At 64.5% G+C, this 15,474-nt stretch carries 14 protein-coding genes; 7 read left to right on the forward strand and 7 right to left on the reverse strand.

All coding sequences use genetic code 11. The features are described from left to right. Positions 1–9: 9 nt before the first annotated feature. From CEY08_RS21320 to CEY08_RS21345, 6 genes are all read right to left on the reverse strand, one after another. On the reverse strand, positions 10–906 hold the full coding sequence (locus CEY08_RS21320; protein WP_042795970.1) for a DUF6999 family protein: 897 nt from the start codon (positions 904–906) through the stop codon (positions 10–12). Then, positions 903–2,828 (reverse strand): StlD/DarB family beta-ketosynthase, encoded by a 1,926-nt coding sequence (locus tag CEY08_RS21325; RefSeq protein WP_076816765.1) that lies wholly within the window; start codon positions 2,826–2,828, stop codon positions 903–905. The genes CEY08_RS21320 and CEY08_RS21325 overlap by 4 nt, the downstream gene beginning before the upstream one ends. A 33-nt stretch (positions 2,829–2,861) precedes the next feature. Beyond that, the gene (locus CEY08_RS21330; protein ID WP_232033769.1) at positions 2,862–3,794 is read right to left on the reverse strand and encodes a fatty acid desaturase; all 933 of its coding nucleotides are present in this window, start codon (positions 3,792–3,794) and stop codon (positions 2,862–2,864) included. Next, positions 3,754–4,530 carry a sterol desaturase family protein gene (locus CEY08_RS21335; protein WP_076816770.1) on the reverse strand — a complete coding sequence of 259 codons (777 nt, stop codon included), beginning with the start codon at positions 4,528–4,530 and terminating at the stop codon, positions 3,754–3,756. The genes CEY08_RS21330 and CEY08_RS21335 overlap by 41 nt, the downstream gene beginning before the upstream one ends. A gap of 123 nt (positions 4,531–4,653) precedes the next feature. Further along, a complete protein-coding gene (dapA, locus tag CEY08_RS21340; protein ID WP_076816772.1) occupies positions 4,654–5,547 on the reverse strand; it encodes a 4-hydroxy-tetrahydrodipicolinate synthase in 894 nt (297 codons plus the stop codon). 315 nt (positions 5,548–5,862) lie between these two features. Beyond that, entirely contained in the window at positions 5,863–6,348 is a 486-nt protein-coding gene (locus CEY08_RS21345) for a GAF domain-containing protein (protein WP_063641512.1), read from the reverse strand. 176 nt (positions 6,349–6,524) lie between these two features. On the opposite strand from CEY08_RS21345, the gene CEY08_RS21350 reads away from it, so the two are divergent. The 5 genes from CEY08_RS21350 (at position 6,525) to CEY08_RS21370 (ending at position 11,397) form a co-directional block, all read left to right on the forward strand. Beyond that, positions 6,525–7,721: an aminotransferase-like domain-containing protein gene (locus CEY08_RS21350; RefSeq protein ID WP_076816775.1), complete on the forward strand. Its 1,197-nt coding sequence runs from the start codon at positions 6,525–6,527 to the stop codon at positions 7,719–7,721. Positions 7,722–7,927: 206 nt separating this feature from the next. Beyond that, a complete protein-coding gene (gene ubiA / locus CEY08_RS21355) occupies positions 7,928–8,854 on the forward strand; it encodes a 4-hydroxybenzoate octaprenyltransferase (protein ID WP_063641577.1) in 927 nt (308 codons plus the stop codon). Positions 8,855–8,957: 103 nt separating this feature from the next. Continuing rightward, a complete protein-coding gene (locus CEY08_RS21360; RefSeq protein ID WP_076816777.1) occupies positions 8,958–9,362 on the forward strand; it encodes a DUF1090 domain-containing protein in 405 nt (134 codons plus the stop codon). A gap of 317 nt (positions 9,363–9,679) precedes the next feature. Further along, a complete protein-coding gene (locus CEY08_RS21365) occupies positions 9,680–10,072 on the forward strand; it encodes a DUF4148 domain-containing protein (RefSeq protein WP_063641514.1) in 393 nt (130 codons plus the stop codon). Positions 10,073–10,272: 200 nt separating this feature from the next. After that, positions 10,273–11,397 (forward strand): saccharopine dehydrogenase family protein, encoded by a 1,125-nt coding sequence (locus CEY08_RS21370; RefSeq protein WP_063641515.1) that lies wholly within the window; start codon positions 10,273–10,275, stop codon positions 11,395–11,397. A 38-nt stretch (positions 11,398–11,435) separates the two neighbouring features. On the opposite strand, the gene glcC is transcribed toward CEY08_RS21370, so the two are convergent. After that, positions 11,436–12,200: a transcriptional regulator GlcC gene (gene glcC, locus CEY08_RS21375; RefSeq protein WP_076816780.1), complete on the reverse strand. Its 765-nt coding sequence runs from the start codon at positions 12,198–12,200 to the stop codon at positions 11,436–11,438. Positions 12,201–12,439: 239 nt separating this feature from the next. On the opposite strand from glcC, the gene CEY08_RS21380 reads away from it, so the two are divergent. Together CEY08_RS21380 and CEY08_RS21385 are read left to right on the forward strand one after the other, a co-directional pair. Beyond that, on the forward strand, positions 12,440–14,614 hold the full coding sequence (locus CEY08_RS21380; RefSeq protein WP_063641516.1) for a malate synthase G: 2,175 nt from the start codon (positions 12,440–12,442) through the stop codon (positions 14,612–14,614). A 115-nt stretch (positions 14,615–14,729) separates the two neighbouring features. Next, the gene (locus CEY08_RS21385; protein ID WP_076816782.1) at positions 14,730–15,347 is read left to right on the forward strand and encodes a TetR/AcrR family transcriptional regulator; all 618 of its coding nucleotides are present in this window, start codon (positions 14,730–14,732) and stop codon (positions 15,345–15,347) included. Positions 15,348–15,474: the final 127 nt, after the last annotated feature.

The following is a 15,474-nucleotide window of genomic DNA, read 5'->3' on the forward strand; positions in this document are numbered from 1 at the left end:
GCCCGGCGATCAGGCGATCGGCGCAGGCGGCTCGCCGCCTTGCTGCGCGTCCTTCATTTCCATCAGCAGGCTGTGCAGCATCTCCGTGGACAGCCCATGCAGCACCAGCCGATAGCCCGCGCGCAGGGTCGACATTGGCACCAGGGGATGGTTGTTGTTCACCAGGATCAGATGCTGCGGCGCGCCCAGCAGCTTGGCCGCATAGATGCCGATGGTCTCGTCCAGCTGCAATGAATTGGCTGCGCGCCAGAAGTCGTTGTCGGTCAGCATCAGCTGGTACAGCGGCGTAAAGAGCTCAATCGCGCTTTGCAGGTCCAGAAAATTCAGCTTGCCCTGCGGCATGTCTTCGAGCAGCAGATCGGGATCGCGGATCATTGAAAAATCCACCCGTGGCGGCGCGTGCATCTCTACGCCCGCATCGCGCAGCGCCTGGTTCAGGCGGATGACGAAGTTGAACAGGTTCAGGTCGTGCTTGACGAAGAGTTCATCCTTCAGGTCATCGATATCGCGCGGCTCCAGCGGCGTGGTCGTGATCGGCACCGGCGAGTTGGCGGCGATGAAGGACAGGATCTGCGCCCCCAGATGGAAATGGCGCAGGATCAGCCAGTTGGCCTCGGGGGATACGAAACGCTTCAGGCCCCATGCCAGGATCCGATGCAGCAGCTTCGAGTGCGACCAGCGGCGCGGCAGGAAGGTCTTGATGACCTGGATCAGGATGATAAAGGCCCGCGCGAGCGGCCGCAGGAACGGCAGCAGGTATTGGCGCGAGGCGCAGCTGGAATCCGTCAGCCAGGCCTTCTTCACCTTGTCGGGCAAGGGCGTGCTGCGATCCAGGTAGAGCGCCAGCCACGGGCTGGGGTCTGCCGGATCGTGCGGCTTGGCAAGGAATTCAGGCTCTTTGCTCATGACGCGTCGCCTTCCATCACGTGGTGAAACTGCATCAGGTACAGCGCGGCCGTGCGGCGCGCCGTGTCGACAATGCGCTGCTCGGCGCGGCCGTCCTCGTCGCAATCCAGCGCCAGCTCCACCGCCGACAGCCAGCGCGCCAGGTGATGCTCGTCGTTATGGCCGTGATATTCCAGGAAGCGGAAGGCGTCCGGCGGCAGCTTCAGGCTGGCCTTGAGCAGCGGCAGCAGCGCCGGCACGATGCGTTGGCCCGTGCCTTCAATGATGTAGATGGCGCCCAGCAGGCCGATGGGGTCGCGCGTGGCGGCCAGGCCGTGCAGATAGGCGTTGAGCGCTTCGCCCCCGGGGTTGCGGCGCAGCGCGTCGATATCCTCGACCGCGCCGCCCGCGTTGCGGTAGTCCTGGAACAGGATCAGGAAGTCGTTCTGTTCCTCGCCCGCATGCGTGTCGATCAGCGCCGCAAGGGGCGCGTATTGCTCCGTCAGCGAGGCCGCGCCTTCGCGCATCCACTTGCTGCCTTCGCGCACCTGCGGAATCCAGTTCTCCATCCAATTCAGATAGTCGGCCGTCTGGAATTCCCGATTGCGCAGGCGCCGCACCACCGGCGTGCGCCACACACGCGAGCGGTAGTCGTGCCAGATCGCGGCCAGCTCGGTCAGCAGCTGGCCCAGGCCCTGCGGCGCCATGTCCGGATCGTGCGGCGGCGCGATCGCGGCGGCATCGTCGCTGTTCGCATCCTCGCGCAGCGCAGACGCGGCGGGCGCGCCAGCGGCGATCTGCGGCGCATGCACGGCCTCGGCCTCCAGCAGCATGTAGGCCGCCATGAAGCGTCCCGACTCCGGGATGTAGCAGAAGATCTGCTCGCCCGGCTTCACTTCGCGCGTCTCCAGGAACTCGGCCAGCATGATCAGGATGGACGCCGCGCCGGTATTGCCACGCCACGCCAGGTTGCTGAACCAGCGCTCACGCGGGATCACGAGGCCTGCCTTCTCCATCAGGTCTTCCACGACCGGGATGAACTTCTCCGACGAGTAATGGCACAGGAAGTGGTCCACCTGGTCGGGATCCACCCAGCCGTCGCGCACCAGCTTGGCGTATTCATGGATGCCGATGTCGAACAGATGCGGCAGCAGGCGGATGTCCTGCCGCAAGGAAAGCGCGCCGTCCGCTTCGGCCTCGTTCCAGGAGGGATAGTCCAGATGGCCGCGGGCGCGATCCGCGGACAAGCCCAGCTGCATGCACACCGGGTAGTCGCCCGAGAACGAACGCTGGTGCACCCACTTCAGCCGCAGGCGCACGCCTTGCGAGGCCCCCGGCAAGGGCCGGCCGCTATTGCCCAGCAACACCGCTCCCGCGCCGTCCGACAGCATCCACCGCAGGAAATGCGCATCGAAGTCAGCGTCGTAGCCTCGCGCGGCGAAGCGTGAACGCTTGAACAGCCGCGACGGCAGCTCGCTGGCCACGGCCAGTGCGCTGCCGTGACCGCCCAGCTCCACGCCCTGCGCCGCCGTCTGGATGGCCGATACGCCTGCCGCGCAAATGCCATGCACCGACAGCGTCTCCATCGGATGCGCGGCCAGTTCGCCTTGGATCATGTTGGAAAAGCCCGGCATCAGCGCGTCTCCGCCCGACGAGCCGCTGGCCAGCAGCGATACCGCGGACAGGTCGCTGTCGTGGCGCCGCAGGCAGTCGCGGATGGCGTTGGCCGCTAGCTGCGCATTGGTAAACACCGTTGCGCCTTCAGGATCGATCGCGTAATAGCGCTGCTTGATGCCGTTTTCTGCCAGGATGCGGCTCTTGATGCGGCTGGACATGCGGTTCAGCGGCGCAATGTAGCTGTCCATGGCATCGTTGGACACGGGTTCGCCCGGCATGAAATAGCCGGCGCTTTCCAGATAGACACGATGAAACGCTATGGGCATGAGAGGCCTCTGGTGGATGTATGGAGTTCGGCGCTAGCGGATGTGCTCGGGCGCCATGCATGAGCGGCTGCGAAAGCGCGGCATCAAGGCGCCCAGCACGAACACGCGAAACATGTAGGGCGTCAAGCCGGGCTCGTTCAGGACCGGATCCACGCGGTTGCGGTATTGCTCCCGGTGCAGGCGCACCAGCTCGGACCAGTGCGCCCGCGGATGCTCGTGATGCGCCGTGTGCAGGCCGATATTGAAGAGCAGCGGATTGACCAGCCCTTCGAAGTTGCGCGCATAGTTCAGGCCTGCGACGGCCCGGGGGCCACCGTCGGCATGGGCATGCTGCAGGTAGTTGGTGGCCAGCAGCCAGTGCAGGCCGTGCAGCTGCGGCACGATGACAAACACCAGCGCCTTGATGGGATTCACGGCCAGCAGCCCGCCCCAGAGGCCCAGCCACACACCGTACTGCGCCATGCAATAGCGCCAGGCGCCCGGCCAGTGCCGGCGCAGGCGCCCCAGCCACGCGAAGAACAAGGGATACAGCACCCAACCGGCCTGGAAGGGATGGATCAGATAACCCCAGAGGTGGTTGGTGTCGCCGCCAAAACGGTAAGTGCGCGCCACGTCGCGCGCGCCGTGCTTGTAACGGTGGTGGTTGGCCACGTGCGCCGGGTAGAACACGAAGGTTGGGTGCCCTTGCAGCAACGTGATCCAGAAATCGGTGGCGCGATTGCTCCAGCGCCCGCGCCACATTCGGATATGCGTGTGGTTATGATGGATGACGCCCACGCCCAGGGTCAGGAACAGCATCAGGCCGTATAGCGGCCACCAGAAGCCATGGACCCATTGCCAGGCCGCCAGGGCGGGCAGCGCGGCCAGGTAGACGAGGCTTTGCCAGTCGCGCCGGTTGCGCAGCGACGGCAGCCGGCGTTGCCGCTTAAGCGCGCCCGCCAAGCGATTCTCGTTGTTGGTAGGCATTCAGCTGGGGCTGCGCCGCCTCGGCCTTCAGGCGGGTGCGGAACAAACGGTCCATGAAGGTGAACTGGAAGCCGTAATTGCCGTTGTAGCAGGCATGGTGCAGATGATGCCGGCGGCTGGCGGCGAACCAGTGCGCATAGGACACCTTGGGAAAAAAATCGTAGTTGGCGTGCCCGATGCAGTTGAAGAACAAACTGAACAGCGGCACGGAGGCCAGCGACCAGAAGCTGAAGTCATGCAGCACCATGGGCAGCATGATCACGTTGCCCAGCATCAGCGCTTCGATAGGATGGAAGCTGTAGGTTGAAAACGGCGTGGTCACGACCGAGCGGTGGTGCGGCAAGTGGAAGCGGCGCAGCAGCTTGGTGTGCAGGAGGCGGTGATTGATCCAAAAATGCACGTCGTTCCAGGCCACCAGCACCAGGATTTCGACTGTGATCTTTTGCCAGCTGGCGTCCGGGTCCAGATGCGCCCAACCCAACTGCAACAGGCCCCACGGAAAAATCATGCCGGTGCCAAACAACAAGATGGACAGGCCGGATTGGGCGAATTCGCGCCGCAACTGGCCCGGCGCCAGCGGGCGCGGATCCAGCGCACGCCCGATGCCCAGCGAAGGCAGGATGTAATGCGTCAGCAGCCAGGTGGCCGCACCGAAGACCAGATAGATGCCGCCGAAGAAAAGCAGGCCCGCCAGCATGACTTGCCAGGCGGACAAGGCTACAAAAGCTTGGGCCATGAACGTTCTGTTTCACCCGAAGAATGGGCGCATGATAAGCAATCCGTCAGCTTCCAGGTAGGACATTTATTACAAAATGAATCCGAAGACCACAAAGCTGGCGGACTGCTCACCAGGTTCCGGCTATTGGCAAGGATACTGGCGATTCAGTCCCGCCACGGCGGCGTCCATGCGCGAAGCCAGCCCCATGCTGGCGGGCGGCATGGGCAAGCGCAGCTCTTCGCTCAACAGGCCTTGACGCCCGAGCTGCGCCTTCAAGGGTCCGGGGTTGGGCTCGGCGAATGTCAACTGGATGATGGGAACCAGCGCGTGGAAGAGCTTTCTCGCTAAATCCAGCTGCTGTGCCCGCACGGCCTGGTACATGGCCACGAACAGGTCGGGGCGGATGTGCGCGGCCGCGGCGATCATGCCAGCGCCCCCCAGGCTCATCACGGACAGGGCCTGCAGATCCTCGCCCGCAAGCACGTTCATGTTGCCATCGGCGATCAGCGCGATCGTCTTCTCCAGTGAGCCGCCGCAGTCCTTGATGGCCGCAATGTTGGGATGCGCCGCCAACGCCAGCAGGGTCGCTGTATCCAGTGTGGTACCCGTGCGATATGGAATGTCGTAGAGCACCAGGGGGAAGCGCGAGGCATCGGCCAGGCAGCGGAAATACATGGCGGCGCCTTCCTGGCCTGGGCGAACGTAGTACGGCGCGGGCGCCAGGATGCCAGCGAGCGGCCGCGTGCCGAAGGCGACCAGGCGCTGCATCACGTGGCCATGGTGATTGCCGGCCAAACCCATGATGACGGGCATCCTGCCCGCCTCGGTCAGCACGGCCTCAAGCACGGCAAGTTGCTCGGCGTCGTCCAGCGACGCGGCCTCGCCGGTGCTGCCGCACACGACCAGGCCGTCCACCCCCGCGGCGGCATAGTGGCGCACCAGCCGCCGCAAGGCGCCGCCATCGACGGCGCCGCCGGAAAACGGCGTGACGAGAGGCACCCAGACGCCCTGGATCGGTGATTGATGAGATTGCATGTGAACACTCCTTCGGTGTAAGCGGACCGTGGTTGGACCGTACAGAAGTGCTCGGGATACTAGGGGTGCGCGGACGGCGCCATGCGCCGCCAGGAGGCCGCTGTTCCGTCGCCCATCTGACGGAACAGCATGCTCCGGTCAGATGAGCGGCTGTTTTTTGGATTTCAGGCCGACGCAAGCCAGCACCACGCCCAGGGCGCGGAACGGGAAAGCGGATTGGATGGCCTGATGAATCATGAATGGAACGGATGCGGTTGTCTGCAAGCGCAGATGCGGGAATCTACCGGGACGCCGCATCCGTGTCAACGCTGCGGCTCAGCCCAGGCTGGCCAGGAACACCGCGCACAGGGCTTCCATGCCCTGGCGGTCGTCTTCGTCGAAGCGGTCCGGCACCGGGCTGTCCACGTCCCAGACGCCAATCAGCTGGCCGTCACGCACCAGCGGCACGACGATCTCGGAACGCGAGGCCGCATCGCATGCGATGTGGCCGGGAAACGCATGCACGTCGGGTACGAGCTGCGTCTGGCGCTGGCTGGCGGCCGCGCCGCATACGCCGCGGTTCAGCGCAATGCGCACGCAGGCCGGCTTGCCCTGGAAAGGACCCAGCACCAATTCCGTGCCATCGAAGAAATAAAAGCCTGCCCAGTTCAGGTCGGGCAAGGCCTGGTAGGCCAGCGCGCTCAGATTGGCGGCGTTGGCAATGCGGTCATGCTCGCCATCCAGCAGGGCACGGGCCTGGGAGGCCAATCCGGCATACAGGGCGGCCTTGGAATCGGCGACGATCGGAGCGGCTTCAAACATGGGAAATGTAACTGTACAGGCGGTTATCGATGCAGGTGATTTTAGGGCTTGGCTGCTTTAAGGGGGCCAGGCTGCCGCCGTGTGGGACAATAGTTTTTCGAAATATTTTTTCCGCCGGGCCACCCAAGGGATCAACCGCCCGTATTTTCCTACCCTTCTTGATCAAGAAGCACTCCATGGACAAGCCTCTCGAACCTGCGTTTTCCTTTTCGGAACGCGCCCAGCAACTCACCAGCTCCGCCATCCGCGAGATCCTCAAGGTAACCGAGCGCCCCGAAGTCATCTCGTTCGCTGGCGGCCTGCCGGCGCCCGGCGGCTTCCCGGTAGAGGTAGTTCGCGCGGCATTCGACAAGGTACTGTCCACCAATGGCCGCGCCGCCCTGCAATACGGCCCCACGGAGGGCTTTGCGCCCCTGCGCCAATGGGTTGCCGACGACCTGAACAAGGCCGGCGCCAGCGTCGCCGCCGACCAGATCCTGATCGTGTCGGGTTCGCAGCAAGCGCTGGACCTGTTGGGCAAGGTGCTGATCGACAAGGACAGCAAAGTGCTGGTCGAAGACCCCAGCTACCTCGGCGCGCTGCAGTCGTTCAGCCTGTACCAGCCCAATTTCGTGCCGGTGCCCACCGATGAAGGCGGCCTGATCCCCGAAGCCATCACGCCCGAACTGGCCGCAGGCGCCCGCTTCCTGTACGCCCTGCCCAACTTCCAGAACCCCACTGGCCGCACGCTCAGCCTGGAACGCCGCATCGCGCTGGTCAAGCGCGCCGCCGAGCTGAACCTCACCATCGTCGAAGACGATCCCTACGGTGAACTGCGCTACGCGGGCGAACCGCAGCCCGGCCTGATCGCGCTGGCCGCCGAATACGGTGCCAACGTCGTGCGCCTGGGTACGTTCTCGAAGGTGCTGGCCCCCGGCCTGCGCCTGGGCTACATCGCCGCCGCGCGCCCGCTCATCAACAAGCTGGTGCAAGCCAAGCAGGCCACCGACCTGCACACGCCCACGCTGACGCAGATGGCCGTGTACGAGATCGTCAAGGAAGGCTTCCTGGATGAACACCTGCCCAACGTGCGTGAAATCTACCGCGCCCAAGGCAGCTGCATGCTGGACGCCATCAAGCAGGAATTCCCGGACACCGTGCGCTGGACCAAGCCGGAAGGCGGCATGTTCATCTGGCTGACGCTGCCCGAGCACATCGACACCACCAAGCTGCTGGAAAAGGCCATCGCGCAAAACGTGGCGTTCGTGCCCGGCGCGCCGTTCTACTGCGGCGCCGGCAAGACCAACACCCTGCGCCTGAGCTTCGCCACCGTGCCGGAAGACAAGATCCGCCGCGGCATTGCGATCCTGGGCAAGCTGCTGAAAGAGGCGTGACCCCCCGAAGCGCCTGCGGCGCTTCCCCCCAGGGGGTCGGCACGGACCGGCGGAGCCCGGATCCGTGCGGCCCCGCTTACGCCACGACAGTGGCGATATGACGCGGGCGCCTCGCAGGGGCTGCAGGACATGAACGGCGGCTGGGCGCGATGCCTGGCCGCCGTTGTTTTATGCTCTTGGTTTTCCCATTCCGTTTCGCCGTGACAGTGAGCGCCCCCCAACAAACTCCCGTCGACCTCAGCGACATCGTCTTCACCGACTGGGTCGAACGCTGGCTGCCCAAGTCCTGGCGGCCCTATGCCCGGCTGTGCCGCCTGGACCGTCCCATAGGCACCTGGCTGACCCTGCTGCCGGCCATCGCCGCGCTGGTCCAGGCCGCGGGTGGCCTGCCCGATCTGCAGCGGCTGATCGTATTCTCGCTGGGCGCGCTGTTGATGCGCGGCATCGGCTGCACCGTCAACGACATGTGCGACCGCAACTTCGACAAGCACGTCGAGCGCACGCGCTTCCGTCCGCTGACCAGCGGCCAGCTCACCATGAAGAACGCTGTCTGGTTCCTGCTTGGACAGTTGCTGGTCTGCGGGTCGCTGCTGTTTTTCCTGAACGAAATGAGCCGCTGGCTGGCCGTGGCCGTGCTGCCGTTCGTCTTCATCTATCCGCTGTGCAAGCGCGTCACTTACTGGCCGCAAGTGGTGCTGGGCATCTGCTTCAACTGGGGCATGCTGATGGCTTGGTCGGACACTCAGAACCACGTCCCGCTGGCAGCCATCGCCATGTGGGCGGGCGCGGTATTGTGGCAGGTGGGTTACGACAGCATCTATGCCTATGTGGACGTGCGCGACGACCGCAGCCTGGGCCTGCATTCGACCGCCATGCGCTTCGGCGACCAGGGCAAGCTCTGGATCGGCGGCTTCTATCTGGGCACCATCGTTCTATGGGCCTGGGGCGGCTATGCCATCGGCCTGTCGTGGGCTTACCAGGTCGGCATGGTCGCTGTTGCCGCGCATCTGGCGTGGCAACTGAAGGTGTTCGACATCCAGCGCCCCGACCGCAACTTCATGCTGTTTCGCGCCAACCTCTGGTTGGGCGCCCTGCTGGTCGCTGCCGCCCTGGCCGGCACCTTGATCCGCTGAGGCCGCGTCCGCGCCTCAGCCGCGCCCCGTTGACGCCGCGCATTGCCGGCGGCGCCGACTGGGCCCATGATGTAGCCTCCGAAACGCTTTACGGAGACCACGCATGCCCTCATTGCTCAAATCCCTTGCCGTGACGGCCGCCGCGGCCGCCGCGTTCATGGCGGTGCCAGCACAAGCCGCCAGCGATTGCTCGGCCCAACGCGGCTGCGCCGCCAAGTTCTGCGAAATCGAAAACGATATCGCGACCGCCAAGGCGCAGAACAATACTCGCCGCGAAGCCGGGCTGCGCAAGGCCTTGGCAGAAGCCAAGGCGCATTGCACCGACAGCCGCCTGCAATCGCAACGCGAGGCAGACGTACGCGACAAGCAGAGCAAGGTCGCCGAACGCGAAAGCGAACTCAAGCAGGCCCGCGCCAAGGGCAAGCAAGACAAGATCGAAAAGGCCCAGCGCAAGCTGGACGAGGCCCAGGCGGAATACAACGCCGCCCTGGCCGAACTGAACCGCTGATCCCCCTTCCTCCACGCCAGTCCCGGCACCTTGCCCGGGACTGCGCGCCCGCTGAGCCCCCCGCCGCCAAAAGAAGCTCCGCCGTCCCGCGCGGACCACCTCCTATGGTGTCATCAAATGGAAATTCCACCACCCATGGTGCCATTTGGTGAAATGGAAACCTATTAGTCTTCTTTTTGGAAAGATGTTTTCAGGGAATCAGGGTTTATCCGGAGATGTTTTGCGCCCAGAATGCAACTCATCGGGACACAGCAAGCGAACCCCAGGCAATCACGCCGGCGGTTCGGCTCCCAAGCTCAAGACATTGGAGGTCTGCCATGAAAACCCTTGCTACCGCTTTGATGCTGTCCATGTCCGTTCTGGCTGCCGGCGCCCAAGCCGCCGAGGCCGATCAGGGCCCCACCCGCGCTCAAGTCCAGGCCGAACTGCAACAAGCCAAGGTTTCGGGCCAATACACCTTCGGCGAAGAAGGCTACCCCGCCGCCATCGCTCCGAAGTCGACCCTGACCTCGCAGCAGGTGCAAGCTGAACTGCAACAAGCCAAGAATGCCGGCGAAGTGACCTTCGGCAACCTGGACTATCCGCCCGTCGCCGCCGCTGAACAAGCCACGTCGCTGACCCGCGCCCAAGTCCGCACCGAACTGGCTCAAGCCAAGTCGGAAGGCCTGGTCACCTTCGGCAACCTGGACTACCCGCCCCTGGGCAGCTGATCCCCCCCTGGCCTCCCCGGCCAGTCAGCGCCCCGAAGCCCTCCGGCCCCAAACCGGAGGGCTTTGTTTTTGACGATCCGACATTTAATTAAGTCGAAATAACGTTACCTACAGCCGATTCGACTATTTGGTCTCTACACATCGACAGCGTCCACGCATAGGATGAGCTCACCTCTCCCCTTCGATGCAGGAGCCGCACCATGTCCACCGTCTCTCCCCGGCCCGTCCTACTTCTCGGCGCTGGAAAAATCGGTTTCGCCATTGCCCTCATGCTGGAACGCAGCGGCGCCTATTCGGTCGTGGTCGCCGACCAGGATCCCGCGCGGTTGCGCATCGTGGCCGAACTAGGCTGCGAAACCCGCCAGGTCTCCGATGACGAGACCGTGGCGCAATGCATCGAAGGGCGTTACGCCGTGATCAATGCGCTGCCTTTTCACCGCGCCGCCGCCGTAGCCGCGCTGTGCGCCAAGGCGGGCGTGCACTACTTCGACCTGACGGAAGACGTGGCCAGCACGCACGCAATCCAGGCACTGGCGGAAAGCGCCGACAGTGTGCTGATGCCGCAGTGCGGCCTGGCCCCAGGCTTCATCGGCGTGGTCGGCAACGCACTCGCCCGCCGCTTCGACACCCTGCTGGACTTGCGCATGCGCGTGGGCGCACTACCGCGCTATCCCTCCAACAGCCTGCGCTACAACCTGACGTGGAGCACCGAGGGGCTCATCAACGAATACTGCAATCCCTGCGAGGCCATCGTCGACGGCCAACTGACCAGCGTACCCGCCCTGGAAGGCTATGAAACCTTCGCGTTGGACGGCGTGGAGTACGAGGCCTTCAACACTTCGGGCGGACTGGGCACCCTGCCCGCAACGCTGCGTGGCCGCGCCCGTAACGTGGACTATAAATCCGTGCGGTACCCGGGTCACTGCAGCATCATGAAGCTGCTCCTCAATGACCTGCGCCTGCGCGACCGCCGCGACCTGCTCAAGGAAATCTTCGAAGCCGCCATCCCCACGACCGAACAGGATGTCATCGTGATCCACGCCTCGGCCTCGGGCCACCGGCATGGACGCCTGGAAGAAGAGTCCTACCCCATCCGCATCTTCGGCACGGAGGTCGACGGCCACCGCCTCAGCGCCATCCAGCTGTCCACCGCTGCAGGCATCTGCGCGGCGCTGGACCTGGTGGCTCAGGGCGCGTTGCCGCAACGCGGGTTCGTGGGCCAGGAGGCCATAGACCTCGACGCTTTCATCAACAACCGATTCGGGCGGGTCTATGCGGGCAAACCGCTGGCCCTGGCAAGCAGCGGCGCGATGGCCGACCGTTAAGGCCGGCCGGCGGCGGGTGGGCTGGGGTAGGACGGGAACTAGCTCCAGCCTTCCAGCCGCAACGTCGCGCGCACCAGGCGCTGCTCTTCCTGTTCGATATCGGCCAGGCTTTGGCGCACGCTATCCACGTGGTCCGCGGCCGCCCTGCGCGCCTGCTCGGGCTGGCGCGCGGTTACCGCATTGAACAGACGCGTGTGCTGGCGGTCGATCTGGCGCTTCTCGGGCTGGCGGTGGTACAGGTTGTTGACGCAGGCAAAGACCGATCCAAGCAGCAAGTCCGTCAAGGACTGCAGCGTGTGCACCAGCACGGGATTGTGCGAGGCCTCGCAGATGGCCAAGTGAAACGCGTGGTCCAGGTGCGCATGCGTCGCCGTGTCGGTGGCTGTGCCCTGCGCGGCCACCATCTCGTCATAACGGCGGCGGATCATGATGAAATCCGCCTCGGTGCCACGTATGGCCGCCAATCGGGCCGACTCGGCCTCCAGCAGGGAACGTACTTCCAGCAGGTCGTAGAGCGTGCGCGGCTGCGAATTGAACAAGTGCATGAGCGGGCCGGCGTCAACCTTGGAGATGTGCGCCACATACGAACCCTTGCCCTGCGCGGTATGGATGATCTCGCGCGCGCGCAAGAGCTTCAGCCCTTCGCGCAACGCCGTGCGCGATACACCCAGCTTTTCCGTCAGCCGCCGCTCGGAAGGCAGCGCCTGGCCGGCCTTCAACACCCCGTCCAGGATCAGGCGCTCGATCCGCTCGGCGACCTCGTCCGCCACCTGACGGGGCTTTTCTTCAGTTTCCGCGTACATGCACTCTCCGCACCAGTGGTATGACCAAGTGCAGCCCCGATTGGAACCCCGCCACCACACCCCTGTAAGTAGCTGATATAAAACCATAAAAAATACGGCTGTGCGCATACGGCACTGCACAAACTGGTATGACCAGTGGGTTTTGATATGGACATTGCGACAGGCGCGAACGATGATGTCGGGACCAGATATACGCCCGGCGCGCGGCGTCGGCCAGTCCCTTACCGCTAGAGAACCGCATGACTCAACGCATCCAGCACCACGGCCTGCAAGTGGCGGCCAATCTCAATCAATTCATTGAACAGGAAGCCCTGCCCGGCACCGGCCTGGATGCCGAAAGCTTCTGGCAAGGCTTTGCGGCCCTGGTGGATGACCTGGCCCCCAAGAATCGCGCCTTGCTGGCCGAGCGCGACCGCTTGCAGGCCGAGCTCGACGCCTGGCATCGCGCCCATCCCGGCCCCATCGCCGACCCGGCCGCCTATCGCAAGTTCCTGGAGGGCATCGGCTATCTGCTGCCCCAGCCGGCCAGCGTGCGCGCCACCACCGACAACGTCGACACCGAGATCTCGCAGCAGGCCGGTCCGCAGCTGGTCGTGCCGATGTCCAACTCGCGCTACGCGCTGAACGCCGCCAATGCGCGCTGGGGCAGCCTGTATGACGCGCTCTATGGCACGGACGCCGTCCCGGCCACGCCGGGCGATACGGGTCGCGGCTATAACCCGGAACGCGGCGCCGCCGTCATCGCACGCGCCCGCAGCTTCCTCGACACCGCCGCCCCGCTGGCCCAGGGCTCGCACGCCGACGCCCGCGGCTACACCGTCGAAAACGGCAAACTGCGCGTGGCGCTGGCCAGCGGCTCCACCGAGCTCAAGCAACCCGCGCAGTTCGTTGGCTATCAAGGCGACGCCTCCGCACCGTCGGCCATCCTGCTCAAGAACAACGGCCTGCACTTCGAAATCCAGATCGACCGCAGCCACAGCATCGGCGCCACCGACGCCGCAGGCGTCAAGGACGTGCTGGTGGAAGCCGCGCTCACCACCATCATGGACTGCGAAGACTCCGTTGCCGCCGTGGATGCCGAGGACAAAGTCCACATCTACCGCAACTGGCTCGGCCTGATGAAGGGCGACCTGACCGAAGAAGTCACCAAAAACGGCAAGACCTTCACCCGCAAGCTCAACGCCGACCGCAACTACACGCAGCCGGATGGATCGCCGCTGACCCTGCACGGCCGCTCGCTCATGTTCGTGCGCAACGTCGGCCACCTGATGACCAACCCTGCCGTGCTGGACAGCGCCGGCCGCGAAATCCCCGAAGGCATCCTGGACGCCGTCGTCACCAGCCTGGCCGCGCTGCAGGACCGCAAACACAAGCTGAACTCGCGCACCGGCTCGGTCTACATCGTGAAGCCCAAGATGCACGGTCCAGCCGAAGCCGCCTTCGCCAGCGAGCTGTTCGACCGCGTCGAAGACCTGCTCAAGCTGCCGCGCAACACCCTGAAAATGGGCATCATGGACGAAGAGCGCCGCACCAGCATCAATCTGAAGGCGTGCATAGAAGCCGCCGCCGCGCGCGTTGCCTTCATCAACACCGGCTTCCTGGACCGCACGGGCGACGAAATGCACTCCAGCATGGAAGCAGGCCCCATGCTGCGCAAGGGCGACATGAAGTCCACCGCCTGGATCACCGCCTACGAACGCAACAACGTGCTGGTCGGCCTGGACGCGGGCCTGCGCGGCCGCGCGCAGATCGGCAAGGGCATGTGGGCCATGCCGGACCTGATGGCCGCCATGCTCGAACAGAAGATTGCCCATCCCAAAGCGGGCGCCAACACTGCCTGGGTGCCTTCGCCTACCGCCGCGACCTTGCATGCGCTGCACTACCATCAGGTCGACGTGCAGGCGGTGCAACAGGAACTGGAACGCACCAGGCTCGACAGCGTGCGCGACGAACTGTTGGGCGGCCTGCTGACCGTGCCGGTTGGCGACCCGTCCAAGTGGTCTGCCCAGGACATCCAACAAGAACTCGACAACAACGTCCAGGGCATCCTGGGTTATGTCGTGCGCTGGATCGACCAGGGCGTGGGCTGCTCCAAGGTGCCGGACATCCACAACGTCGGCCTGATGGAAGACCGCGCCACCCTGCGCATCTCCAGCCAGCACATCGCCAACTGGCTGCGCCATGGCGTGACCAACCGCGAGCAGGTCATGGAAACCTTCCAGCGCATGGCCAAGGTGGTCGACGGCCAGAACGCGGGCGACGCGCTCTACCGCCCCATGGCAGGCAACTTCGATACGTCGCTGGCGTTCAAGGCTGCCTGCGCGCTGGTGTTCGAAGGCCTGACCCAGCCCAACGGTTACACCGAGCCCCTGCTGCACAAGTACCGCCTGGAGTTCAAGGCCGCCCAGGCCTGACCACGCCAATCTCGCAGTAACGCAACCGGACAGCCCTGCTGTCCGGTTTTTTTTGGGGCGCGACCCCGTAAAAATCAGCTTGGGTGTTTTCGCACGGTCGTGCTAAATTTCTGGCATGACTGCCAAAACCGAAAAAAGCGAGCTGACCTTCGCGGCCATTGTGGACGCGGCCCTGGATATGGCCGCGGCGCAAGGCATGGAAAGTCTGTCGCTCGGCCAGATCGCCAAGCGCCTGGGCATCAGCAAAAGCGGCGTCTTCTCGCGCGTGGGTTCGCTGGAAGCCTTGCAACAGGCAGTGCTGGACGAGTATGACCGCCGTTTCATCGAGGCCGTGTTCACCCCGGCCATGGCATATCCCCGCGGCCTGCCGCGGCTGAACGCCCTGGTCTCGCTTTGGATCGAACGCGCCAGCAATGTCGAGACGCTGACCGGCTGCATCTATGTGGCGGGCGCCTTCGAATACGACGACGTGGAATCCCCATTGCGGTCGGTACTGGAAGACAATCTGCGGCGCTGGCGCGCCGCCATGCTGCGCACGGTCAACCAGGCGCTTGAAGCCGGGCATGTCCGCCCGGACACGGACCCCGAACAGCTCGTATTCGAGGTCTACAGCCTGATGATCGGATTGATGCACGACGCCCGCTTCCTGCGGGACCCCAAGGCCCCCCAGCGAGTGCGGGCGGCCTATGAGCGGTTGATTTCCACTTACCGCAGTTTCAAGTACCTCGAGTAGCGCTTTTATCGCGCCGGCCTGTGCCGGCAATTCTTTACCTTAATTTCGCACGATCGTGCGAAATTATCCGGGAGCCTGACATGTGGATCGTTATTGCAGTGATCGCGGTTTCAGCGGGGGCCAGAGT

It is taken from the genome of Achromobacter insolitus (assembly GCF_002209555.1).
GTDB classification, from domain to species: domain Bacteria; phylum Pseudomonadota; class Gammaproteobacteria; order Burkholderiales; family Burkholderiaceae_B; genus Achromobacter; species Achromobacter insolitus.

What these genes read in the sequence shown, in the direction of transcription:
- CEY08_RS21320 (WP_042795970.1), bottom strand. Translation starts at nt 906, where the DNA reads ATGAGCAAAGAGCCTGAATTCCTTGCCAAGCCGCACGATCCGGCAGAC.
- CEY08_RS21325 (WP_076816765.1), bottom strand. Translation starts at nt 2,828, where the DNA reads ATGCCCATAGCGTTTCATCGTGTCTATCTGGAAAGCGCCGGCTATTTC.
- CEY08_RS21330 (WP_232033769.1), bottom strand. Translation starts at nt 3,794, where the DNA reads ATGCCTACCAACAACGAGAATCGCTTGGCGGGCGCGCTTAAGCGGCAA.
- CEY08_RS21335 (WP_076816770.1), bottom strand. Translation starts at nt 4,530, where the DNA reads ATGGCCCAAGCTTTTGTAGCCTTGTCCGCCTGGCAAGTCATGCTGGCG.
- dapA (WP_076816772.1), bottom strand. Translation starts at nt 5,547, where the DNA reads ATGCAATCTCATCAATCACCGATCCAGGGCGTCTGGGTGCCTCTCGTC.
- CEY08_RS21345 (WP_063641512.1), bottom strand. Translation starts at nt 6,348, where the DNA reads ATGTTTGAAGCCGCTCCGATCGTCGCCGATTCCAAGGCCGCCCTGTAT.
- CEY08_RS21350 (WP_076816775.1), top strand. Translation starts at nt 6,525, where the DNA reads ATGGACAAGCCTCTCGAACCTGCGTTTTCCTTTTCGGAACGCGCCCAG.
- CEY08_RS21360 (WP_076816777.1), top strand. Translation starts at nt 8,958, where the DNA reads ATGCCCTCATTGCTCAAATCCCTTGCCGTGACGGCCGCCGCGGCCGCC.
- CEY08_RS21365 (WP_063641514.1), top strand. Translation starts at nt 9,680, where the DNA reads ATGAAAACCCTTGCTACCGCTTTGATGCTGTCCATGTCCGTTCTGGCT.
- CEY08_RS21370 (WP_063641515.1), top strand. Translation starts at nt 10,273, where the DNA reads ATGTCCACCGTCTCTCCCCGGCCCGTCCTACTTCTCGGCGCTGGAAAA.
- glcC (WP_076816780.1), bottom strand. Translation starts at nt 12,200, where the DNA reads ATGTACGCGGAAACTGAAGAAAAGCCCCGTCAGGTGGCGGACGAGGTC.
- CEY08_RS21380 (WP_063641516.1), top strand. Translation starts at nt 12,440, where the DNA reads ATGACTCAACGCATCCAGCACCACGGCCTGCAAGTGGCGGCCAATCTC.
- CEY08_RS21385 (WP_076816782.1), top strand. Translation starts at nt 14,730, where the DNA reads ATGACTGCCAAAACCGAAAAAAGCGAGCTGACCTTCGCGGCCATTGTG.